Here is a 23079-nt window from a genome sequence, read left to right on the forward strand (position 1 = left end):
CCTCACCCCGAGGTCGTGCGGCGATCCTGAGCACGCTCGGCTTCGAGACGCTCGAGCTCGCTCGACGAGTGATCGACGTAGCCCATCATGTCGGCCACCACGTGATGTCCGGCGCGCTCGGCCACGAGCTCGTGCATGCGCTGGCAGACCCGTCGGTACGAGCGATGCCCCTGCGGCTGCGTCCGCAGCTCGACCATGTGCATGAGCGAGCGCGCGTTCAGCTGGATGCTGTAGCGGACGCGGTAGGCGAATCCCACCACGTACTGTGCCTGGGCGGGCCGGTCGCCGGCGAGGCGCTCCCACAACGCGGCCTGACGCTCGAGTGCCCCGTGCCACGCGGCCGAGATGCCGGGATCGTCGGCATCGGCGGCGTCGATCTCGGGTGGTGTCTCGTAGCCGTGGCGGGGGGTGAGCGGTTGCCACTCGATGGTCGCCATGCGGTGGCGCTGCAGGTCGCGGAACGCCCCGTAGTCGCCACAGACGTCGAAGCGGTAGGCCACGCGTTCGAGGGCGCGACCGGGCTTGTGTCGACGGTTCCCCCGCTCGCCGACATAGGCTCGCATGACGCGGGCGCGCTCCTCGCGGCTCATCGCCTCCACCCGCTGGCGGAGTTGCGTCTCCGGGAGCGCGGTGTGCGGATAGAGCATCCCTGTCACCATACGGACCTCGGCGTCGGGGTCCCAGTCGACGAGGGTCACCTCGTCGGCCGGCTCCGGCTCGGCGGTGCCGAGCAGTTCCTCGGCAACGCCGCGCGTCGCATCGCGCGTGTCAGCGAGGTACTGCGCCCACGCGCCACCCCGCTCGGGCCGGTCGACCCGAGTCAGGAACGACGGGATGACCTCGCGCAGCTCACCGAGCAGGGCGTCGCCCACCTCACGAGCCTCCGCGAGCTCGTGGGCGCGCAGCCGCAGGAGCAGTCCCTCGTAGGCCTGTCCGGTCGCGAACATCCCGACGTTCGAGGTGGTCGCGGCGGGCAACAGCCCCCGCAGCGTGTCGCAGACCTTGGCGGTGATCGTCGCCCCGTAGGCGCGGTCGCTGGTCTCCGCGTCCTGGGGGTAGGCGCGCTCCGCCCATGCCCGCAGACGGGGCAGCAGCGCGGCGTAGGCGTCGAAGACGGCGTCGAGCCCGGACACGTACGCGTCCCCGTGTGGGCCCGCGAGCACGTCGGGGTCGCGATAGTAGCGATAGCGGCCGCCGGGCCGATCGTCGTACGGGATGTAGCGGGTGGACTGCTCGAGGTAGGCGGCCAGCCTTCCCCACTCGACCACCTTGGTCAGCAGGTTCGAGATCTGCTCCAGAGCGGCGTGTGCCCCACCGAGCTGCGCGACGCTGTCGTCCCCGTACGCCACGAAGACCCGCTCGTAGAGCCGCTCTGCACGGCCTCCACCCTCCGGGGTGGCCTCCACGCCGGGCTCGAGCGCGGGCAGGTCGTCGGCGAACTCGTCGAGCAGCAGCCGCCGCAGGCTCTTCGGGCTCCGCGAGTAGCGGGCGAACAGCGCCCCCTTCACCACCTCGGGCAGCCCCCGCAACGCGAACACCGGCCGGTCGGTGTTCGTGCAGTAGCGGGCCAGCAGGGCGCGCTCGTCCGGCGTGAACGCATCGGCGTCCGGCGGGCGGTCCGTCGTGGGCTCTGTGGGCACTGGCAGCCTCCATCCGGTGCGGGCTGGGACGCGGTCCCAGGGTGCCGGTCAGATCACGGCCGGCAGCCGCAGCGCGACCGTCCCGTCCGGCGTGAAGGTCCCGATGTCGAGCACCAGCCAGATCGCCAGGGCGAGCAGGAGGCCGGCGAACGCGGTGAGCGCGAGCGCGACCCAGCCCAGGATGCGTCCGATCCGGCCGAGATCGTCGACGTAGCGGTCGGGCTCGCGCTCGACGTCACGACGCGCGGCGTACCCGAACCCGAGGGCGAGCAGGGGTCCGACCACCGGGAGGACGAAGACGATCCCCGCGATCCCGAAGATCAGGGACAGGATCCCGGTGACGGGGTGTTCCCGTCCGGCGGGCGGACGTCGGTTCGCTGCAGGGCCGACCACCGCAATCCCTTTCGTGTCCCGCACGTGCCCCCCGCCCCCCCTGGGCGGGCCCGGTGAGCCACGAGGCTCACAGTAGGGCGTCCAATCCGACCGTGAGGCCGTCATGGTGTGCGACCCGCTTGACGGCGAGGAGCACTCCGGGCATGAACGCTGTCCGGTCGAGCGTGTCGTGACGCACCGAGACGGTCTGGCCGGTGGCCCCGAACAGGACCTCCTGGCTCGCCACGACCCCGGGGAGGCGGATGGCGTGGACCGGCACACCGTCGACGTTGCCCCCTCGGGTGGGGTCCGGCGCACTGGCGACGTGGGTCGCACCGTCCGCGTCCCGCGCCTCGGCGACGAGCCGCGCGGTGCGCGCGGCCGTGCCGCTCGGTGCGTCGAGCTTGCCCGGGTGATGCGCCTCGATGACCTCCACGTCCGGCAGGTGGCGGGCGATCTCGCTCGCGGCACGCATCATCAGGACCGCGCCGATGGCGAAATTCGGCGCGACGATGCAGTTCGCGGGGCCCGTGCGGCGCTCGAGGTCGGTGAGGTCGTCGTCGGTCAAGCCGGTCGCCCCCACCACGACGTGGACGCCGCGCTCCAGCAGCCACGACGCGTTGCCCGCGACGGTCGCCGGGGTCGTGAACTCGACGGCGACGTCGGCGCCGGCATCGAGCGCGGCATCGAGACCGTCGGTGGCATCGATCCGCGCGACCAGCTCGCAGTCGGGGTCGTCGTCGACCGCCGCGCACGTCACGGACCCCATGCGTCCCTCGGCGCCGATCACCGCCACCCGGATCACGCGACCTCCTCGAGGTCGTGGTGCCGCACGGCCTCGTCCGGCCCGACGAGCGCCGCGGTGCCCGACGCGCCGAGCAACTCGTCGGCGAGCGCTTGGACGTCGTCGTGGGTGACCGCCTCGACGGCCGCGATCGTCTCGTCGAGCGACAGCAGCGGCACACCGGTGACGAGCGCCTTCCCCAGCCGACTCATCCGGCTGCCGCTGTCCTCGAGCGCGAGCACGAGCGCCCCCGAGAGCGCCCCCTTGGCCCGCGCGAGCTCGTCGTCGCCGAGGCCCTGCTCGCGCAGCCGTTCGATCTCCTCCACGACGACGCGCCACACTTCGTCGACCTGGTCCGCCGCCGTCCCGGCGTAGACGCCCCACGTGCCGGTGTCGGCGTGGCTCGTGACGAAGCTGAACACGGTGTAGGCGAGGCCACGCCGCTCACGGACCTCCTGGAACAGGCGGGACGACATACCGCCCCCAGCGCCTGGTCCAGCACGCGCGCCGCGAACCGCCGATCGTCGTCCCTGGGCAGCGCGAGCCCCCCGAGCACGAGGTGGGCCTGCTCGGTGGGGCGTGCCAACGCGAGGGGTCCACGCGCCGGCCGACTCGGAGCCAGCAGCGTTTCTGCCGATGGCGTGGGTCCTCCCCACCCGTCGAGCGCCTCACCGACCTCTGCCACCGCGGCGTCGTGGTCGACGTTGCCGGCGATCGCGACGACCAGGTTCCCGGGTACGTACTGGGTCCGGTACCAGTCCGTGACGAGGTCACGTTCGATCGACGCGATCGTGTCGGCGCCGCCGAGGACCTCCCGGCCCAGCGGGTGGTCACCGAACAACGCCTGGGCGAACGCCGAGTGCACCAGGTCGTCGGGCGTGTCCTGGTGCAGGCGGATCTCCTCGAGCACGACCTGCCGCTCGGCGTCGACGTCCTCGGCGCGGATCCGGGTCGAGGTGACCATGTCGCCGAGCACGTCGATCGCCAGGGGCAGGTCCCGGTCGAGGCACCGAGCGTAGAAGCACGTCACCTCCTTGGAGGTGAACGCGTTCAACTCACCCCCGACCGCCTCGAGGGCCTCGGCGATGTCCTGGGCGCTCCGTCGCCGTGTGCCCTTGAAGAGCAGGTGCTCCAGGAAGTGGGTGGCTCCCGCGACCTCCGGCTCCTCGCGTCGCGAGCCGCAGCCGATCCAGAAACCGACCGCGGCCGACCGGACCCCGGGCAGGTGCTCGGTCACCACGCGGGCGCCGGAGGGCAGCGTGGCCAGCCGCACGCCCTCGGGCAGGGAGTCCGGCGCGTTCACGTGCGCAGGGACACGCGCGGGTTGTGCGCCGCGCGTGCCCTCGTCCGCCGCGCTCACGAGCGACGACGCCGACGACGCCGGCCGCCCTCGCTGTTGTCGTCGCCCTCCTCGCCGCCTCGACTGCGCGTGCGCTCACGGCGGGGGGCCTCGTCGTCACCACCCCCGCGCTGGCGTTCGCGCCCACCGCCGCCACCGGCTGGGGCGGGCTCCCGGTCCTTCTGCTCCGGACCGCCGTCACCGGAGGATTCGGCGTCGCCACCACCGGACGGTGCGGCGTCGCCACCACCCGACCCCTCCGCAGCGACCTCCTCGACTGGGGCGAGCTTGAACTTCTTGCCGTCCACCACCTCCTGGACCTCGACCCAGAGTCTGTCGCCGACCGAGACGGCCTCGTCGGCGTGGGCGAGGCGCTTGCTGCCGCCGAGCTTCGAGATGTGCAGCAGCCCGTCGTTGCCCGGTGTCAGCGACACGAAGGCGCCGAAGTCCATCGTCTTCACGACGGTGCCGTAGTAGCGCTCCCCTTCCTGAGGGACGACCGGGTTCGCGATCTGACGGATGCGGTCGAGCGCCATCTGCGCCTTCTCGCCGTCCGGCGAGAAGATCTGGACGATGCCACGGCCGTCGACGTCGTCGATCGAGATCGACGCGCCGGTCTCGTCCTGGATCTCGTTGACGATCTTGCCCTTGGGCCCGATGACCTCGCCGACCTTGTCCGAGGGGATGTACTCGGTGATGATCCGGGGAGCCTGCGGGTTGAGCTCCTTGCGCACCTCGGGGATCGCCTCGTGCATCACCTCGAGGATCTTGAGCCGGGCGCCGCGAGCCTGGTTGAGCGCGTCGGTCAGGATGTCCGCGGAGACGCCCGACAGCTTCGTGTCGAGCTGCAGGGCCGTGACGAACTCCTCGGTCCCGGCGACCTTGAAGTCCATGTCGCCGGTCGCGTCCTCGGCGCCGAGGATGTCGGTCAGGGTGACGAACTTGTCGTCCTCGTTCACTAGCCCCATCGCGATGCCGCTGACCGGCGCGTGGATCGGCACCCCGGCGTCCATCAACGAGAGCGTGGAGGCGCAGACCGAGGCCATGGACGTGGACCCGTTCGACGACAGGACCTCGCTCACGAGCCGCAACGCGTAGGGGAACTCCTCGGAGCCGGGCACCACCGGCAGTACCGCTCGCTCCGCGAGGGCACCGTGGCCGATCTCGCGGCGCTTGGGCCCGCGCATGAAGCCGGCCTCACCGGTCGAGAACGGGGGGAAGTTGTAGTGGTGGATGTAGCGCTTCTCGGTCTCGGGATCCAGCGTGTCGAGGCGCTGCGCCTCCTTGGACATCCCGAGCGTCAGGATGTTCAGCACCTGCGTGTCACCACGCTGGAACAGGCCCGTCCCGTGCATCTTCGGCAGGACGCCGACCTCGGCGGACAGCGGACGGATGTCGGTCGGGCCGCGCCCGTCGATCCGCACACCGTCGTGCACGATGCGCTTGCGGATCAGGGTCTTCTCGAGCGAGCCGAACGCGTTCTTGGCGTACGCCTCAAGCTGCTCGTCGCTGACCTCGACGTCACCGGCCTGCTCGAACACCGCGTCGATCGCCTGCTCGCGCAGCTCGCCCGAGCGCTGGTTGCGCTCGGCCTTCGGGCGGTCGCCGTCGTCGACGATTCCCTTCAGCTGATCGCCGACCGTGCGCTCGACGACCTCGTAGACGCGCGGATCGTAGGCGGGGTACAGCGGATAGTCGGCCGTCTCGGCCCGACCATGCTGCTCGAGGAACTCCAGCTGCAGGTCGCAGAGCTCGCGCAGGTAGCGCTTGGATTCCTCCAGCGCATCGGCGAGGACCTCCTCGGTGGGCTTCACCGCGCCCGTCTCGATGTGGTCGACGGCCTGCTCGGTGGCCTCGGCCTCGACCATGAGGATGTCGATCTCCCCCGAGTCCTCGTTGAGGCGCCCCGCGACCACGAGATCGAAGACCGCCTCGTTCTGCAAGTACTGGAACGTGGGGAACGGGTGCCACTGACCGGTGCGGTCCATGGCCATCCGCAGTCCCGCGACGGGCCCGTCGAACGGGATGCCGGCCAACATCGTCGCGACCGAGGCCCCGTTGATGGCGAGCGCGTCGGGTGGGTTGACCTGATCGGCGGTGAGCGTGGTGATGACGATCTGGATCTCGTTGCGCAGGCCGTTGTCGAACGTGGGCCGCATGGGCCGGTCGACGAGCCGGCAGGTGAGGATCGCGGTCTCGCTCGGCCGCCCCTCACGCTTGAAGAAGCTGCCGGGGATGCGCCCGGCCGCGTACATCTTCTCCTCGTAGTCGACCGTCAGCGGGAAGAAGTCGAGGTGCTCCTTCGGCTTCGCCGACGAGGTCGTCGTGACGAGCAGGGTCGTGTCGTCGGCGTGCGCGACGACCGCGCCGCCGGCCAAGCCGGCGAGCTTGCCGGCTTCGAAACGGATGTCCGTCTCGCCGATTCGCTTGCCGACGTCAGTGGTTCCGAGTTTGCCCATGGCTGGGTCTCCTTGCGATCAGAGCGCCGTGTTCGCGGCGCGCGGTGAAACGGTTCCGCCGGGCAGGCAGGTCAGGGACGTGCTCTGCCGTTGCGACCGGGTCCCTTTGCCGGGACCGCCCGGCGATGCCGCTCCCACGCCGATCGTCGGACTCGTCGACCCTTCGGCCACGCCCGTCGGGGCCGGGAAGCCAGTTCTCAGTGGTGGTGGCTGCGGCCGCAGGGTGCAGCCACCACCACTGACAACTGACACTCGCGCCCTCGCGGGCGTGAATGGCCGGGCGGTGCAGGGTCATGTCGACGTCCAGAACGATCGGTGCGCGGGTTGGCGGCGCGAGGTCAGTGCCGTGCGGGAGGGCCCCGAGCACGACGAAGCCGAGCCCACCGGGGCTCGGCCTGAACGACTCAACGGCGGATGCCGAGGCGCCGGATGAGCGAGCGATACCGCTCGACATCTGTGCGGTACAGGTAGTCCAGCAACCGTCGGCGCTGCCCCACGAGCTGGAGCAGTCCCCGCCGGGTGTGGTGATCCTTGTGGTGGGTCTTGAGGTGCTCGGTGAGGTGGCTGATCCGATGGGTCATCAGCGCGACCTGCACCTCGGGCGACCCGGTGTCCCCCTCGTGAGTGGCGTACTCCTGGATGATCTCGTCTTTGTTCTTGAGGCTGCTCTTGGCCACCGAATCTCCTTGCTCTGTGACGGGCCCGGCGGATGGACCTCGCAGCGACCCCGGCGGGCGTCTGCTGGTCGGGAGCCGGCTCTCGCCTGGTGGCCGGCGACGGCTCTCCTCGTCCGCGTCGTGTTCCGCGGCGGACGCGCACCCCAATCCGGGCACGAACGATGACCGCTCGGGCGAGCGATCACGCCTCAGTCTGCCACCACCGAGCCCGCCGGGCAACTGAGCCCCCTCGCATCGCTCAACCCTCCGGTCGCGACGGTCGATACTCCACGGGATGCCGTGCCCCCTGTCGTCCCGAGGAGCCGGGCGTCGCGTGCTCCTCGGGATCACGCTCGCCCTGGCGCTGGCGGCCTGCTCGTCGGAGGCCGAGCCCACCGCAGCGCCCGAGCGTGCCGGCCCGCCGACCCCTCCCGTCGACCTCAGTGCCTCGGGCCCCGCCTCGAGCGCTGCCGGCAGCCCCGGGACCGGTAGCGACGCGATCGACCGCGAGGCCGAGCGCGCGGGTCCGGCGATCCCGGACCTCACGGGCGCTCCCGTCGAAGCCGCCCTGGCCGAGGTGCGGGCCGCCGGGCTCACGCCGCAGGTCGTCGCCCTCGAGCCCGACGATCCCGACGATCCCGACGATGGCGGGCCGAGCCCGTCGATGGTGGCCGACGAGGTCGTGACGGGACAGCAGCCGGGCCCGGGCGATCAGGTCGGTGGAACGGTCACCCTGTGGATCGGGGACCCGCCGGCGCCCCCACCTCCACCGCAGAACCCCGAACCGACGGCTCCGGCCGCGGACCCGGACAGCACCGGCGGTGCGCCGGACGCCGACGCGCCCGACGATTCCGGCGAGGCGGACGGATCCCCGGACTCTGACGGCACGCCCGACGACTCGCACGAGCCGAACGCGGGCGGGGACGACCCGGCGGCGGCTGCTCCAGAGCACACGCCGAGCGCCGAGGCGGCCACCGACGACGACGCCCCCGGCCGAGTCAACATTCGAACGATCGACCCTCCCGAGCCCGGCACCGAACTCTCCGGGCCGGCGTCCTGGTACGGGCCCGGCTTCGCCGGGCGGGGCGACGCATGCGGGTCCCGCTTCGACCCCGACGAGCTGACAATCGCCACCCGGGAGCTGCGCTGCGGCACGATCGTCGAGGTCGCCGGCCCGGCGGGCACGATCGAGGCGACGGTCACCGACTGGGGTCCCGCCGAGTGGACCGGGCGTCGGTTCGATCTCTCGAGAGCGACCTTCGCGAGGGTTGCGAGCTTGGGTGCCGGTGAGGCTCCCGTGACGCTCACGGTCGTGGACTGAGCGCCGGACCCCGAGGCCGGGGCGATCAGCCGCGCCGGCGGCGCACCGCGAGCGCGAGCACGACACCGAGCGCAGCGCCGGCGAACGGTGCCAGTCCCTGGGCGGTCGCCCCTCGCAGGACCGCGGGCACGAGCTCGAGCACGCCGCCGGGCAGGAGCGCGAGGAGCAGGGGCCAGCCGGCCACGAGGCCGAGCGGCCCCGCGAGCAACCAGCGCAGGCCCGGCTCGGGCTTCGCGCGACGGGCGAGCTCGAGGCGCAGGGCGGTCCCGACCGCCCACCCGCCGATGACGCGGGCACCGATCCTGGCGACGACGGCCGGCTCGGCGCCCCACAACGTCGCGAGGGCACCGGCCATCAGGTCGCCGACCACCACGAGCCCGAGCCCGGCCACGACGTAGCCGAGCTGCAGCATCCGCCGCGACAGAGGCCGCCCGGCCATCCGCGCTAGACACCGAGCAATCGGGCGACTTCTGCGACGTCCTCGCGCATCTGAGCGACCAGCGCTGACGGCCCCTCGTAGCGGATCTCGTCGCGCACCCGCGCGCGGAAGTCGAGGGCGACCTCGAGGCCGTACAGATCCTCGTCCACACCGAGCAGGTAAGCCTCGACCCGTTGCTCCTCACCCGCGAACGTCGGGTTCGTCCCGACGCTCGTGGCCGCAGGGAGCTGCCGGCCATCCGGGTGGTGCAGCCAGCCGGCGTAGACACCGGAGGCGGGCAACGCGATGCGCGGGTCAACCTGGAGGTTGGCCGTGGGGAATCCGAGCTCCCGGCCCCGCTGGTCACCACGGACGACGATCCCGTCGATGACGTGGGGACGGCCGAGCATGCGGGCCGCCAGCTCGACGCCGCCCTCGGCCAGCGCATCGCGGATGGTGGTCGACGAGATGACGGCTCCCTCGGTCTCGCGCAGGTCCACGGGCTCGGCGACGAACCCCCGCTCCTCGCCGAGCGCGCGCAGAACGTCGACGTCGCCGGCAGCGCGGTGACCGAAGCGGAAGTTCGCTCCGACGACGACGTGGGCCGCACGCAACGATCCCGCGAGCACCTTGTCGACGAAGGCGTCCGGTGCCCGGTGCCGAAGGTCGTCGTCGAACGGCAGGACGACGACGAGGTCGACGCCCGTCGATGCCAGCGTCGCCGCCCGTCGCGGCAACGTCTGCAGCAACGGCGGCTGACTGCCCGGCCGCACCACCTCCATGGGATGCCGGTCGAAGGTCACGACGACGCTGCGCAGCGATTGCTGCCGGGCTGCCTGCAGCGCGCGTTCGATGATCGTTCGGTGACCCCGGTGCACGCCGTCGAAGAACCCGATCGACACCGCCGACGGACGAGGCTCGACCGCGTCCGGGTCACCGACGACCCGCACGTCCCACAGGTCGGGGGTCGGTCCCAGTTCGTCCCAGGCCGAGCCGGTCATCCCGCAAACACCGCACGCGGTCGCGCTGCCCCCCGCTCGTCCTCGACCATCGCGAGCAACCGACCGTCCTCGTCGAGGACCGCCACCGGGCCGTCCTGCGCGGTCGCGGACAGCGGCCTCCCGTGCCCGATCGCCTGCGCGTCGCCCGCGTCCACCGTGATCGCGGGGTAGTCGGCGACGGCCGACGCCATCGACAGGACCGCCTCGGCGACGCGCCCCTGCTGACCGAGCTCCTCGATCTCCTCCAACGGGCGGGCGTCCGCCACGTCGAACCGTCCCGATCCCAGCCGGCGCAGCGCGGCCAGGTGCGCCCCCACACCGAGCGCCTCGCCCACGTCGGCGGCGAGCGAGCGGATGTAGGTCCCGGGGCTGCAGGTGACGAGGAACCAGGCCTGGGCCTCGGCTCCCGGGACGAACTCGCTCAGCACGAGCTCGTGGATGTCGACCTCCCGCGCCTCCCGGGCGACGGTCTCGCCACGACGAGCCTTCTCGTGCAGCCGCTCACCGCCGACCTTGACCGCGGACACCATCGGCGGCACCTGCTCGATCCGCCCGGTGAATCCGTGCAACACCTCGCAGAAGGCCTCCTCGGTGACCCCTGACGGGTCCGCGGTCGCCACGACCTCGCCCTCGGCGTCGAGCGTCGTGGTCGACACGCCGAGCCGCATGTGCGCCTCGTAGGTCTTCCGCGACGCCTGCAGGTAGGGCACCAGCCGCGTCGCTCGGCCCAGCGCGACGACGAGCACGCCGGTGGCTTGGGGGTCGAGCGTCCCGGCGTGGCCGACCTTCTTCTGCCCTGCGGCCTTGCGCACGCGCGCGACGACATCGTGGCTGGTCAGCCCGGCGGGCTTGTCGATGACGAGCACGCCGTCGATGCGCGTCACCCCTCGTCCTCCTCCGCTGCGCTCGGCTGTTGGTCCGCGACCTCGCGCAGCAGCGCCTCGATGCGTTGGCCGTGCTCGGTCGCCGGGTCCGCGACGAAGTGTAGATCCGGCACGCGCTTGAGCCGCACGCTGCGTGCCAGTTGCCGCCGCAGCGCAGCCGCCGCGTGGGCCAGCCCCTCTGCGGTGGCGGCCCGTACGGCCTCGTCGTCCTCGAGGACGGTGTAGTACACCTCGGCCTGGCCCAGGTCGGGGCTCGTGCGCACCCCGGTGATCGTGACGAACCCGATGCGGGGGTCCTTGAGACCTCGCACCGCTTCGGCGAGCACCTCCCTGAGCTGCTCGTCGACCCGTCGCATCCGCTCGCTCACCGTTCGCTCCTCGCCGTGGTCACCCGGCCGGTGCGGCCGAGCCTTCCCGATCCCCCTGGGCACCGGCCGTACAGCCGCCGTTCATGATTCCGTCTGGACGATCTCGACGCTGAAGCCGATCACCTCGACGCGCGGGTCGCCCGCACAGATCTTCTCGACCGACTGGGCGACCTTGCGGGCGCCCACCTCGGACGACGCCGCGATCGCGACCCCGAGTGTGGCGCGCTGCCACAGGTCCTGATCGCCCAACTCGGCGACCGAGACGTCCAGGTCATTGCGCAGCCGCCGAACGAGCGACCTCACCGGTCCCCGGCGCTCCTTCAGGGAGGAGGCCCCGGGCACGTGGAGCTCTACGGTGACGAGTGCGGCGAGCAAGGCAGCGCGCGTCCCGGTCGGCGAACCGTCAGACCCGAGGGACCTCGCGCTGCTCGAAGACCTCGAACTCGTCGCCGACGTGCACGTCCTGGAACTTGTCGAGGCCGACGCCGCACTCGTAGCCCTGCTGCACCTCGTTCGCGTCGCTTTTGAAGCGCTTCAGGGACGCGAGCTTGTCCTCGCCGACGACGACCCCGTCGCGAATGACGCGGGTCTGCGCGTGACGCTTGATCGAGCCCTCGGTGACGTAGGAGCCGAACACGAACCCGACGCGCGGGACCTTGAAGATCTCCCGGACCTCCGCCCGGCCGAGCACGACCTCCTCGTACTCGGGCGCGAGCATGCCCTTCACCGCTCGCTCGATGTCCTCGACGGCCTGGTAGATGACCGAGTAACTGCGAACGTCGACGCCGGTCTCCTCGATCAGCTTCCGGGCGTTCGCCTCGGGCCGCACGTTGAAGGCGATGATGATCGCGTCGGATGCCTCGGCGAGGTTCACGTCGCTCTCGGTCACCGCGCCGGCGCCCTTGTTGATGACGCGGATCCTCACCTCGGGCAGTTCGAGCTTCTCGATCGCGTCGGCGAGGGCCTCCACGGAGCCGCCGACGTCCCCCTTGATGATGAGGTTGAGCGTCTGCAGCTCCCCCTCGGCGATCGCCCCGGACAGGTCGTCCAGGGAGATCGAGGTCCGCTGCTCGGCGAGCTCCATCTGCCGCTGCCGCGACCTGCGGTTCTCGGCGATCTCGCGGGCCGTGCGCTCGTCCTCGACCACGCGGAACTCGTCGCCGGCCTGAGGCACGTCGTTGAAGCCGAGGACCTGCACCGGCATGGAGGGGGGCGCCTCCTTCACCTGTCGGCCGTCCGCGGCGAACATCGCACGCACGCGGCCGCTGGCGGTACCGGCCACGAGGTTGTCACTCACCTTGAGCGTCCCAGCCTGCACCAGGACCGTCGCCACCGGCCCGCGCCCACGGTCGAGGTAGCCCTCGATCACGGCGCCGCGAGCCTCCCGGTTCGGATTCGCGGCGAGCTCCGCGATGTCGGCCTGCAACAGGACCATCTCGAGAAGGTCGTCGATCCCGAGCCCCGCGAGCGCGGAGACCTCGACCATGGTGGTCTGGCCACCGAACTCCTCGGCCACGAGATCGTGCTCGGTGAGCTGGCTACGCACCCGGTTCGGGTCGGCCCCCTCGCGATCGACCTTGTTGATCGCCACGATGATCGGGACCTCGGCGGCCTGGATGTGGTTGATCGCCTCGACGGTCTGGGGCATCACGCCGTCGTCGGCCGCCACGACCAGGATCGCGACGTCGGTGACGCTCGCACCGCGGGCACGCATCTGCGTGAACGCTTCGTGGCCGGGCGTGTCGATGAACGTGATGTGCCGGTCGTTCTTCTCGACCTGGTAGGCGCCGATGTGCTGGGTGATGCCCCCGCTCTCGCGGGCGATCACGTTGGTCTCGCGGATCGCGTCGAGCAACTTCGTCTTGCCGTGGTCGACGTGGCCCATCACCGTGACCACGGGTGCCCGCAGCTCGACCTGGCTCGGGTCGTCATCCTCCTCGGGGCCGAACTCCAGCTCCTCGGGGGTGACGAAGCGGACCTCGGCCTCCAGCTCGGTGGCGACGAGCTCGATGAGGTCCTGCGAGAGCGACTGCGTCACCGTCACCATCTCGCCGAGCCCGAACAGCACCCGCACCACGTCGGTCGGGTTGACGCCGAACTGCTTCGCCAGCTCGGAGACGGTCACACCGGGCACGACGTCGACCGGACCGTCGACACTGGCCTTGACCGGGCCGGACTGCTTGCGCCGCGGGCGGTTGTCCTGCTCGAACTGCTCCTGCGGAGTCAGTTCACGCTGCTTGCCCTTCTTGCCCTTCTTGCCCTTCTTGCCGCCGCGGCCGGGACCCCCACCGGGGCCGCCGGGGCCGCCACCGGGACCGCCACCGGGACCTCCGCCCGGGGCGCCACCGGGACCACGACCCGGCCCACCGGAGGGGCCGCCACCGCCAGGCTTGGGCGGCGCGCTGCGCTGCTGTTGGCCGTCACCCGGGGAACCGCGCCCCTGGGTGGGCTGGCGCTCGGCGGGACGCTCCCCGCTCCCCTCGCGCGGCGCGGGCTTGACGGGGGGCGGGATCGAGCGACGGCCGGAGCCCTCCTTGGGTAGGTCCGGCTCGACCCGCCGACGGGCCTCGACCGGCGAACCCGTCGATGCCGGCGTCGACGGCCGCGCGGGCCGAGTCGGCTGGCCCGGGCGTGGCGGTGTCCCCGGACGCGGGACGCCCGGCTGCCCCTGGGCGGGGGCGTCGGCCTCGGTGTCCTCCTGCGGGGACTGCTGAGGCGATGCCTCCTTGGCGCTGGCGGGTTGAACGACGCTCTCCTTCGCCACATCGCGTGCCGAGGGGGGCGTGGCAGCGGGCTCTTCGGCCTGCGCTGCGGGCTCCTCGGCCGCGGGCTGGGACTCCTCCGCCTCCTCGGCGGAGGCCGGTTCGGGTGCGGCCTCGGCGGCGGGCGCGCTCTGCGCATCCGCCGGCGCCTGCGTCTCGGTGGAATCGAGTGGGGCGGGCTCGGCCTCTTCGGTCTCGCCGCCGACACTCACGCCCCCGCCGCTGTCGCCGGGACGATACGGCGTGGTCGCCGGCCGGAAGCGACGTGCCGGCTGACGTCCCGCTTGCTGAGCGTCACCGTCGTCGCCCGCGGCTTCCTGCTCCTGTTGCTGGCGCAGGTGAGGGGGAAGGATGCGCCGAGCCTTCGCCTCCGCCGGGGGGGTCTGCAACTCCTCGAGGTCGTACTGCTCCGCCTCGCGGCGCTGCCGCTCCTCCTCGGCCTTGCGGCGCTCCTCGCGCTGCTTGCCCAGGCTGTCGCGGAACCGCTGGGCGTCGGGGGCCGCGACCGTGGAGGAGTGCGACTTCGCCTCGATGCCGAGCTCATCCAGGCGCCGAATGACCTCCTTGTTGGGGAGGCCGGTCTCCCTGGCCAGCTCGTAGATGCGAACCTTGCTCACCTGCTCACTCCCTGACGACGGCGTCGTCGCGCCGCTGGCCGCCGCCCTTGGCGGCGCCGCGCGTTGCGTTGGCCGAGCCCGGAGGACCGTCGGACGGCCCCGCCTGGGCATTGCGGATGTCTCGTCGTGCCTCGCCGAAGCTCGCCCGGAGGCGCGCCGCATCGACGTCTGCGTCTGGTGCCCGTAGCGCGCGACGGAACGGGCGCGCCTCCTTGCGGAGCGCCTGCTCGAGGCAGGCGGCATCCGAACAGAGCCACGCGCCGCGGCCGGGCGCCCGTGCCTCCGGATCGAACTCGACCCGGCCACCGCGCACCACAACACGGAGGAGTGTGGTACGTGGCTGGCGGCGGCGGCAACCAACGCACGTCCGGATCGGGACGTGCGCAGCGTCCGACGCCGATCCCACCTTAGCGCGCATGCACCTCCTTGGGGCAGCCCGCCCGCCGCGCGGCCGACGCCGACCGCTCACGCGTCGGCGCGCTCGGGGTCGGTGGTGTCCGGGGTCACCTCGTAGCCCCGCGGCTGCGGGGGCACCACATCGCTCGACAGCGGCGTCCCGAACTCGTCCACCTCGCCACGCTCGTACGCGGCCTGGAACGCCGCCTGCTCCTCGGCGAACTGCGTCTCGCTCTTGATGTCGATCCGCCAGCCCGTCAGGCGGGCCGCGAGTCGTGCGTTCTGTCCCTCGCGACCGATCGCGAGCGAGAGCTGGTAATCGGGCACGATCACGACCGCTGCGGGCGGAGCCTCGTCGTCGTACAGGTACACCTCGCTGACCTTCGCGGGCGAGAGCGCGTTCGCCACGAACTCGGCGGGTTCCTCGGACCACGGGATGATGTCGACCTTCTCGCCGCCGAGATCCTCCACGATCTGCAGCACCCGACTGCCGCGGGTGCCCACGCAGCTGCCGACGGCGTCGACGCTGGGATCGTGCGACGCCACTGCGATCTTGGTGCGGTAGCCGGCCTCGCGCGCGGTGCCCTTGATCTCGACGATTCCGTCGGTGATCTCCGGTACCTCGAGGGCGAAGAGCTCCTCGACGAGCTTCGGGTGCGAGCGACTGCAAACGATCTGCACGCCCTTGATGGACCTGCGCACCTCGGTGATGTAGGCGCGCAGGTGCATGCCGTGCACGTAACGTTCCGCCGACACCTGCTCGCTGACCGGGAGGATCGCCTCGGCGTTGCCCAGGTCGAGCACGATGAGGTTGCGGTCGTGGATCTGCACGCTGCCGCTGACGAGGTCGCCCTCCTTGCCGGAGTACTCCCCGTAGGTCATCTCGCGCTCGGCCTCGCGCAGCCGCTGCATGAGCACCTGCTTCGCGGTCTGGGCCACGATGCGCCCGAAGTCGCGGGGCACGTCCTCCCACTCGTCGACGACGTTGCCGTCGTCGTCGAGTTCCTGGGCGAAGACCGAGACCGCGCCCGTCGCGCGATCGATCACCACCCGGGCTTCCTCGGCCTGGCCGCCCTGCCGCTTGTACGCGCTCGCGAGCGCGCCCTCGAGCGAGGACACGACCGTCTCGAAGTCGATCCCCTTCTCACGCTCGATGCTGCGCAACGCTTCGATCTCGACCCTCACGGCTTGCGTCCTCCCCTTCTGCGGCCCCGCGCGTCGCACGGCCCCGGCGCGGGCCCCGCGGTGCCCTGCCCGGCGACCGCGCGCCTCGTGTCACCAGGGCAGCGTCTGCGTCGCCTTCACGATCTCGGCATACGGGACCCGGATGGATCGACCGTCCACGTCCAGCACGACCGCGCTGTCGTCCGCGCCGGTCACCGTGCCTCGTAGCTGCTGCACCCGACCGTCCCCCTCATCACGCTGGACGAGCACGGCTCGACCCTCGACCCGCTCGAACGCCTCGCGGTCCTGCAGCGGGTGATCGGTGCCGGGACTGGTCACCTCGAGCTTGTAGCCACCCTCGACCGGGTCCTGCTCGTCGAGCGCGACCGACAACCGCCGGGAGAGCTCCTGACACGCCTCGATCGTCACGCCCCCCTTGCGATCGACCGTGACTCGCACGAGACGCTGCGCACCGCCGCCCTTGACCTCCACGTCCACGAGGTCGAGCGACGCCTCACGAGCGACCGGTTCCGCGAGCTCCCGTATGCGTCCTTCCAGCGTGATGGTGTCCTACCTCCCCTCGTCGCCGGCCGCTTGGCCGGTCGCGTCGCGCGAAAGAAAAAGTGGGCGTTCACGCCCACTCGTCGGTGCTCCCGTTCGGTTGGCCTCGACCTCCGGTCGGACCCCTTCAGGCCCTAAAGGGGGGACCGGCGCAGGCGTCGACAGAGCCTCGCGGCTCGGTCGTTCAGCGGCGAGCGTACCCCGACCCCGGTGACCGGGCAACGGCGGTTGCCGCGCACGATCGGCTCCCGTCCCGCGGGTCAGCGCGGAGCGTCGTCGGGATCGACGCTCAACGACGGCTCGAAGCGGTCAGCGTCGCCCGACCGACCCCGTTCACTCGTTCACGCGCTCGCCCGTCGCGCGGTGCCCTTCCGGGAGGTCCCCGCCCGTGCCGTCGTCCCGTGGGATCTCCGGCACGTCCAGGGCGGCCTGGACGAGCGACAACAGATCCGCGTGGATCCCGGGTGTCGCCGCCACCCCGCGCTCGCCCGGCCCCCGAAGCGCGATCCCGTCGAGATCGGTGACGGTCGCGCCCGCCTCGCGGGCGATGACGATGCCCGCCGCGATGTCCCAGCGTCCGACCCCCAGCGTCCATGAGCCGTCCGCGCGGCCGCTGGCGACGGTGCACCAGTCCGGTGCCACCGCCCCGGTCGCCCGCAGTGACAGCGCCCGCGCCATCACGAGGCGCCACGCCTCGATGTTGCGGCGGCTGATGTCCGCCATGGAATCCGAGCCGGGGAACCCCGAGCAGCACAGCGCCTCGGCGAGCTCCGTCACCGGCGAGCACCGGATGGGTTCCCCGTCCAGCATCGCCCCACCGCCGCGGACGGCCTCGTACGTCTGCCCCAGCGCCGGCAGGTACACGACGCCCGCAGCGAGCTCGTCGTCGGTGTCGCAGAACGCGATCGAGACGCCCCACCAGTGACGGCCCTTGAGGTAGTTGGTCGTCCCGTCGATCGGGTCGACGTACCAGCGCCGGGTGCCGGCGATCTCGTCCTCGCCGGGCGAGGCCTCCCCCTCCTCGTCGACGACGAGGTCGGTGGGGAACGCCTCGGCGACCACCTCTCGGATCCGTGCCTGCGCGGCCCGGTCCGCCGCGGTCACGAGGTCGCGCGCGCCCTTCCACTCGGCGGTGAGCCCCCGCGCGGCATGATCGAGGGCAATGCGCCCGGCCTCCCGTGCCGCGGCTCGCGCGACTGCGACCTCATCACTCACGGGCGACAGCTTCGGCGATCGCGCGATCGGGCGCAACGGCCCCCGGGGGGACCGTGGGCGCGCCTACGCCACGACGCTCGGATCCCCCTCGCCGCGCTCGGCCCGGATCTCGTCGGCCATCTCGTTCGCGAAGTGCACGAGGGTCTCGACGATGTCGGACTCCTGCACCGTGTACAAGACCTCGCCTCGGCGGATGATCTTGCCCTTGCCCTTGCCGGCGGCGACCCCGATGTCGGCCTCGCGCGCCTCACCGGGACCGTTCACAACGCAGCCCATGACCGCGACGCGCAGCGGCACGTCGAGCCCTTCGAGCCCCTTCTGGACCTCGTCGGCGAGGGAGTACACGTCCACCTCGGCGCGGGCACACGACGGACACGCGACGACGTCGAGACCGCGTTCGCGCAGGTGCAGCGACTCCAGCATCGTGATGGCGGCCTTGACCTCCTCGACCGGGTCGGCCGAGAGCGACACCCGGACGGTGTCCCCGATGCCCTCGGCGAGCAGCGCCCCGATCCCGACCGCCGACTTGATGCTGCCGGTACCCGCCGGCCCGGCCTCGGTGACCCCGAGGTGCAACGGGTAGTCACAGGCGTCGGCGAGCAGGCGGTACGTCTGGATCATGACCCAAGGATCGGAGTGCTTGACGCTGATCTTGGTGTCGAAGAAGTCGACCTCCTCGAGCAGCCGCGCCTCGGCGAGCGCGCTCTCGACCAGCGCCTCCGGAGTCACGCCACCGTGACGGTCCAGGACGTCCTGCTCGAGCGATCCGCCGTTCACCCCGATGCGGATCGGGATGCCCCGCTCCTTGGCGGCGTCACCGATGACCTTGACCTTCTCGTGCTTGCGGATGTTCCCGGGGTTGATGCGCACCCCGGCCATACCCGCCTCGATGGCCGCCATCGCGTACTTCCACTGGAAGTGGATGTCCGCCACCACCGGCACCGGTGACTTCGCGGCGATCGCGGCCAGGGAGTCGGCGTCCTCCTGGCGCGGCACCGCCACGCGCACGATGTCGACACCCGCCGCCTGCAGCGCCGCGATCTGCTGCAACGTCGCGTTCACGTCGTGGGTCGGTGTGGTCGTCATGGACTGGACGCTGATCGGCGCGCCACCGCCCACCGGCACGTCGCCCACCCGCAGGGCGCGAGTCGGGCGCCGCTGCGGCGGTTGATGGTGGGCCGGAACGTCGGGGTCCGGCGCGGGCTGATTCACGAGCGGCAACGGGGTGCCCACAGCAGCCAACTCCTCCATCGAACGGCGCTCGGGTGGCGTGCGGCCGCCGTCGCCAGGCTACCCGCGATACCGGCACCATCCCCGAACTCCGGGACGCGCCGGACGCGGAGCCGACCGGCGGCGCTCACTGGAACAGGTTGCTCACGGGATTCACGATGTCGATGTAGAAGGCGGTCAGCACGAACCCCCCGATGAGGACGAGGACGAGCAGGGCCAACGGCGTCATCACCGACGGGGAGAGCTCCCAGTCCGGGGCCAGGCCGGCGAGCCGGCGCACGCCATTGACCGCTGCCTCGATCAGCACCTGGGCGACATGCCCTCCGTCGAAGGGCGGCAGCGGCGCCATGTTGATGATGCCGATCACGATGTTCAGCTGGACCAGCAGCAGGAACAGGGGCCCGAGCTCGCCGAGCCCGCCGAGGGCCCCGGCCAGCTGACCGGCCCCGACGAGGCTCACCGGGCCCTCCGCCGTGCGCTCGGCTCCCGGCTCGGCCTGCTGGACCCAGGAGCGCAGGGTGTCCGGACTGAACGCTTCGACCAGTCCCTGGACCGTGAGCGCGGTCTGGCTCCAGAGGGAGTACTCCCCGCGGAACGCATCGGCCACGGCGGCACCGAGCCCGGACGGCTCGCGGACATCGGGTTGCGCGACCCCGATCCCGATCCCGAGGAAGCCGGAATCTTCCCCGTCCGGGTCCGTCTCGGGCAACCGGGCGACGGTCTCCCCCACCTCCCCGTCGCGCGCGAAGGTGATCGTGATCGCCTCGCCGGCATGGGGCTCGATCGCCTCCACGACCTCCTCGGGGCTGTCGAGCGGCTCGCCCTCGACCGCCAGGAGTTCGTCGTCGACCTCGAGTCCGGCCTCCTCGGCGGCCGAGCCCTCCTCGACGGCGCCCACCACCGGCTGCGGATCCTGGCTGTCGGCCAGCGAGGGGATCGGGAACGCCGCGAGGACGAAGACGATCAGCACGAACGCGATCACGAAGTGGGTGAACGAGCCGGCGGCGAGCACGACCAGCCGTTGCCACGCAGGGAAGCGATGGAACGCGCGGTGCTCGTCCCCGGGAGCGACCGGGTCGTGCTTGTTCATGCCCGCGATGCGCACGAAGCCGCCCGCGGGGATCGCCTTCACCCCGTACTCGGTCTCTCCGCGCCACACCGACCAGAGCGTCGGGCCGAACCCGAAGAAGAACCGCTCGGCCTTCATGCCGAACAGTCGTGCGGTGGAGAAGTGCCCCGCCTCGTGGATCACGATGGACAGGACGAGCACCGCGATGAAGATCGCGATGTAGATCACTCGATCCCCCTCGTCCCCGGACCCGCCGGATCCCCCCGGGACCGGGTCGCCGTTCGGGTTCCTGTGTGCCGTGCCGACCCTGACACGTGCTCGTGGGCCCGGGCGCGCGCCCACGCGTCCACCTCGAGAACCGTGTCGACGTCGTCGGGCTCGATCGCCTCGCTCGTGTCCAAGACTGCCGCAACCACCGCCGGGATGCCGAGGAAACCGAGCTCACCGGCGAGGAACGCCTCGACGGCCACCTCGTTCGCCGCGTTGTAGACGGCCGGCGCGGTACCCCCGGACCGACCGGCGGTCAGCGCGAGGTCGAGCATCGGGAACGTCGGTCGGTCGACCGGCTCGAACGCCAGCGTCCGCGCGGCGGTCCAGTCGAGCCGGGCGGGCGCGTGGGCCACCCGCGCCGGAGCACCCAGTGCGAGCTGGATGGGCAGGCGCATGTCGGGGGGCGACAGCTTCGCGATGGTCGCCCCGTCGACCATCTCGACCATCCCGTGTACGACCGATTGCGGGTGCAGGATGACCTCGATCGCATCGAAAGCCACGCCGAACAGGAGGTGCGCCTCGATGACCTCGAGGCCCTTGTTCGCGAGCGTCGCGGAGTTGATCGTGATGAGCGCCCCCATGTCCCACGTGGGGTGGCGGAGGGCATCCTCGGGCCGCACTCCCTCGAGGTCGGCCCGCCGCCAACCCCGGAACGGCCCCCCGCTCGCGGTCACGACCAGCCGCGCGACCTCCTCGGGGCGCACCCCCCGGAGCGCCTGCGCCAACGCGCTGTGCTCGCTGTCCACCGGCAGCACGTGCGGGATGACGACCCCCGACAACGGAGGCTCGGTCGCGACGGTACGGGGCGCGCCGTCGGTCCGGGACCGACCACGACCGGCAGCGCGTGCGAGCAGCCGGCCGCCGACGATCAGGGACTCCTTGTTGGCGAGCGCGAGCCAGTTGCCGGCCTCGAGCGCGGCCAGGCTGGCCCGCAGCCCCGCCGCGCCCGCGATGCCGTTGAGGACGACGTCGGCGGGCCGCCCCGCGAGCTCGACGATCGCGTCGGCGCCACCGCGGACGGTCACGCCCACCGGCGCCTGCGATCGCAGCCGCGCCGCCGCCTCCGGGTCGGCCATCACGACCACCCCGGCGCCGTAGCGCTCAGCCTGTTCGGCGATCGCCCCCACGTTGCGCCCGCCCGCGAGGGCGATCACGTCGAAGCGTCCAGGGCTCGCGTCGACCACCTCGAGCGCCTGCCGGCCGATCGAACCCGTCGAGCCGAGGATCGCGACCGTCGTCGCGCCGCTCGCTGCGTCGGACACGGTCACGGGGAGGGCTCCCCCATCAGCGCGGCGACCCGATCGGCGGCACCCTGCGCCACCGGCAGCGTGCGTCCGCTGCCCGCCGCGTACGTCGCGTAGAGCTGGCCGCAGGCGGCGTCGATGTCGCCGCCACGGTTGTGGCGGATCGTCGCGGTGACCCCGTGCTCGGCGAGGGTGTCGCGGAACGCCCGCTGCCGCGCGATCGGCGGCGCGTGCCACGGCACCTCCGGCGTGGGGTTCATGGGAATGAGATTGACGTGCGCCGGCAGATCACGCACCAGGCGCGCGAGCTCGCGGGCATGCGCTGCGGGATCGTCGTTGACCTCGTCGATGAGCACGTACTCGAAGGTCAATCGCCGACCGGTCGCCTCGGCGTGCGCCTCGGCGGCGGAGAGCACCTCGGTCAGCGGGAAGTGCTGGTTCGGCGGGACGAGGTGGTCGCGCAACCCGTCGGTGGGCGCGTGCAGGCTGACCGCCAGTGTCACGGGGAGCCCCAGGGCGGTCAGTCGCCGCATGCCGGGCACCAGCCCGACCGTGGACACGGTGATGGAGCGGGCCGAGAGGCCGAACCCGTCGGTCCCGTCCGCCAGCCATCGCACCGCGTCCAGGACGGCGTCGGCGTTCGCCAACGGCTCGCCCATCCCCATGAACACCACGTTCGTGACGTGGTCGGGAGCATCGAAGGGCAATCCCGCACCGGGATGCGCACGGGGGTCGTCCTCCGTCGCCGTGGGCGAGCGCGAGTCGCCGCGGCCGCCGCGCTTCAGCAGTCGTTGCATGACGGTGACCTGGCGCACGATCTCGCCCGTCGACAGCTGACCCCGGTAGCCAGCCTGTCCGGTCGCGCAGAACGGGCAACCCATCGCGCATCCCGCCTGGCTCGACACGCAGACCGTGGCGCGGGCCCGCCCGCGGGGCGCCGCGTCGTCGGTGCCGTCCCCCGCCGCGCCGTGCACCGCTTGACGCGGGTAGAGCATGAGGACGCTCTCCACCGGCTCGGTGCGCGCGAGCGGTTCGTCGGGCGCGCCGCGCGGCATGCCGAGCAGCACCTTGTGCGTCAACCCCTCATCCGCCGTTCGGTGGGCCAGCACCGGCGGGGCGGGCACGAGCCGTTGGGCGAGCCGCGCGCGGAGTTCCTTGGGCAGATCGGTCATCGCGTGGGGATCGTCGACCCCGCGCGCCAGCCACGACCGCACCTGCCGGACCCGATAGGGGGGCTCGTCACCGAACGCCGAGGCCAGGGCGGCGTCGTCGGCGCGGTACGGGTCGATTCGGGGAGAGGCTGCCATGG

General features: G+C 72.0%; 20 protein-coding genes and 1 pseudogene. 1 reads left to right on the top strand and 20 read right to left on the bottom strand.

Annotation, left to right across the window (positions count from 1 at the left end; genetic code table 11):
- Positions 1-2: 2 nt before the first annotated feature.
- The 6 genes and pseudogenes from ER308_RS04850 to rpsO all read right to left on the bottom strand — a co-directional run bounded on the left by ER308_RS04850 (position 3) and on the right by rpsO (position 7271).
- On the bottom strand, positions 3-1640 hold the full coding sequence (locus ER308_RS04850) for an FAD-dependent thymidylate synthase (RefSeq protein ID WP_131153935.1): 1638 nt from the start codon (positions 1638-1640) through the stop codon (positions 3-5).
- A gap of 48 nt (positions 1641-1688) precedes the next feature.
- The gene (locus ER308_RS04855; protein WP_165491827.1) at positions 1689-2033 is read right to left on the bottom strand and encodes a DUF4190 domain-containing protein; all 345 of its coding nucleotides are present in this window, start codon (positions 2031-2033) and stop codon (positions 1689-1691) included.
- A gap of 67 nt (positions 2034-2100) precedes the next feature.
- Positions 2101-2817, bottom strand: coding sequence for a 4-hydroxy-tetrahydrodipicolinate reductase (dapB, locus tag ER308_RS04860; RefSeq protein ID WP_205745907.1), 717 nt, complete (start codon positions 2815-2817; stop codon positions 2101-2103).
- Positions 2814-4156, bottom strand: a pseudogene (locus ER308_RS23105) (M16 family metallopeptidase). Before ER308_RS23105 ends, dapB begins: the two are co-directional and overlap by 4 nt.
- Positions 4153-6594 (bottom strand): polyribonucleotide nucleotidyltransferase, encoded by a 2442-nt coding sequence (locus ER308_RS04870; protein WP_131153937.1) that lies wholly within the window; start codon positions 6592-6594, stop codon positions 4153-4155. The pseudogene ER308_RS23105 and the gene ER308_RS04870 overlap by 4 nt, the downstream one beginning before the upstream one ends.
- A gap of 404 nt (positions 6595-6998) precedes the next feature.
- Positions 6999-7271: a 30S ribosomal protein S15 gene (gene rpsO / locus ER308_RS04875; protein ID WP_131153938.1), complete on the bottom strand. Its 273-nt coding sequence runs from the start codon at positions 7269-7271 to the stop codon at positions 6999-7001.
- 313 nt (positions 7272-7584) lie between these two features.
- On the opposite strand from rpsO, the gene ER308_RS04880 reads away from it, so the two are divergent.
- Positions 7585-8571, top strand: a complete 987-nt coding sequence (locus tag ER308_RS04880) for an RlpA-like double-psi beta-barrel domain-containing protein (protein WP_165491828.1) — start codon at positions 7585-7587, stop codon at positions 8569-8571.
- Between the two features lie 25 nt (positions 8572-8596).
- On the opposite strand, the gene ER308_RS04885 is transcribed toward ER308_RS04880, so the two are convergent.
- The 14 genes from ER308_RS04885 to rlmN form a co-directional block, all read right to left on the bottom strand.
- Positions 8597-9010 (bottom strand): hypothetical protein, encoded by a 414-nt coding sequence (locus ER308_RS04885; protein ID WP_131153940.1) that lies wholly within the window; start codon positions 9008-9010, stop codon positions 8597-8599.
- Positions 9011-9015: 5 nt separating this feature from the next.
- Complete coding sequence (locus ER308_RS04890; protein ID WP_131153941.1) at positions 9016-9990, bottom strand: bifunctional riboflavin kinase/FAD synthetase; 975 nt, start codon at positions 9988-9990, stop codon at positions 9016-9018.
- The gene (truB, locus tag ER308_RS04895) at positions 9987-10874 is read right to left on the bottom strand and encodes a tRNA pseudouridine(55) synthase TruB (RefSeq protein WP_205745909.1); all 888 of its coding nucleotides are present in this window, start codon (positions 10872-10874) and stop codon (positions 9987-9989) included. Before truB ends, ER308_RS04890 begins: the two co-directional genes overlap by 4 nt.
- Positions 10871-11242 (bottom strand): 30S ribosome-binding factor RbfA, encoded by a 372-nt coding sequence (gene rbfA, locus ER308_RS04900; protein WP_205745910.1) that lies wholly within the window; start codon positions 11240-11242, stop codon positions 10871-10873. Before rbfA ends, truB begins: the two co-directional genes overlap by 4 nt.
- A gap of 81 nt (positions 11243-11323) precedes the next feature.
- Positions 11324-11617, bottom strand: coding sequence for a DUF503 domain-containing protein (locus ER308_RS04905; protein ID WP_131153942.1), 294 nt, complete (start codon positions 11615-11617; stop codon positions 11324-11326).
- Positions 11618-11645: 28 nt separating this feature from the next.
- Positions 11646-14621, bottom strand: a complete 2976-nt coding sequence (gene infB / locus ER308_RS22725) for a translation initiation factor IF-2 (RefSeq protein ID WP_131153943.1) — start codon at positions 14619-14621, stop codon at positions 11646-11648.
- 4 nt (positions 14622-14625) lie between these two features.
- Entirely contained in the window at positions 14626-15039 is a 414-nt protein-coding gene (locus ER308_RS04915) for a YlxR family protein (protein WP_131153944.1), read from the bottom strand.
- A 47-nt stretch (positions 15040-15086) separates the two neighbouring features.
- Complete coding sequence (gene nusA / locus ER308_RS04920; RefSeq protein ID WP_131153945.1) at positions 15087-16202, bottom strand: transcription termination factor NusA; 1116 nt, start codon at positions 16200-16202, stop codon at positions 15087-15089.
- 90 nt (positions 16203-16292) lie between these two features.
- Entirely contained in the window at positions 16293-16745 is a 453-nt protein-coding gene (locus ER308_RS04925) for a ribosome maturation factor RimP (protein ID WP_131153946.1), read from the bottom strand.
- 330 nt (positions 16746-17075) lie between these two features.
- A complete protein-coding gene (locus tag ER308_RS04930; protein ID WP_165491830.1) occupies positions 17076-17957 on the bottom strand; it encodes an inositol monophosphatase family protein in 882 nt (293 codons plus the stop codon).
- Between the two features lie 63 nt (positions 17958-18020).
- The gene (ispG, locus tag ER308_RS04935; protein ID WP_131153948.1) at positions 18021-19208 is read right to left on the bottom strand and encodes a flavodoxin-dependent (E)-4-hydroxy-3-methylbut-2-enyl-diphosphate synthase; all 1188 of its coding nucleotides are present in this window, start codon (positions 19206-19208) and stop codon (positions 18021-18023) included.
- Positions 19209-19314: 106 nt separating this feature from the next.
- Positions 19315-20484, bottom strand: coding sequence for a M50 family metallopeptidase (locus tag ER308_RS04940; RefSeq protein WP_165491831.1), 1170 nt, complete (start codon positions 20482-20484; stop codon positions 19315-19317).
- Positions 20481-21794, bottom strand: a complete 1314-nt coding sequence (locus tag ER308_RS04945; RefSeq protein ID WP_131153950.1) for a 1-deoxy-D-xylulose-5-phosphate reductoisomerase — start codon at positions 21792-21794, stop codon at positions 20481-20483. Before ER308_RS04945 ends, ER308_RS04940 begins: the two co-directional genes overlap by 4 nt.
- The gene (gene rlmN / locus ER308_RS04950) at positions 21791-23077 is read right to left on the bottom strand and encodes a 23S rRNA (adenine(2503)-C(2))-methyltransferase RlmN (RefSeq protein ID WP_131153951.1); all 1287 of its coding nucleotides are present in this window, start codon (positions 23075-23077) and stop codon (positions 21791-21793) included. The genes ER308_RS04945 and rlmN overlap by 4 nt, the downstream gene beginning before the upstream one ends.
- Between the last annotated feature and the right edge of the window lie 2 nt (positions 23078-23079).

This window comes from Egibacter rhizosphaerae (assembly GCF_004322855.1).
Taxonomy (GTDB): Bacteria; Actinomycetota; Nitriliruptoria; order Euzebyales; family Egibacteraceae; genus Egibacter; species Egibacter rhizosphaerae.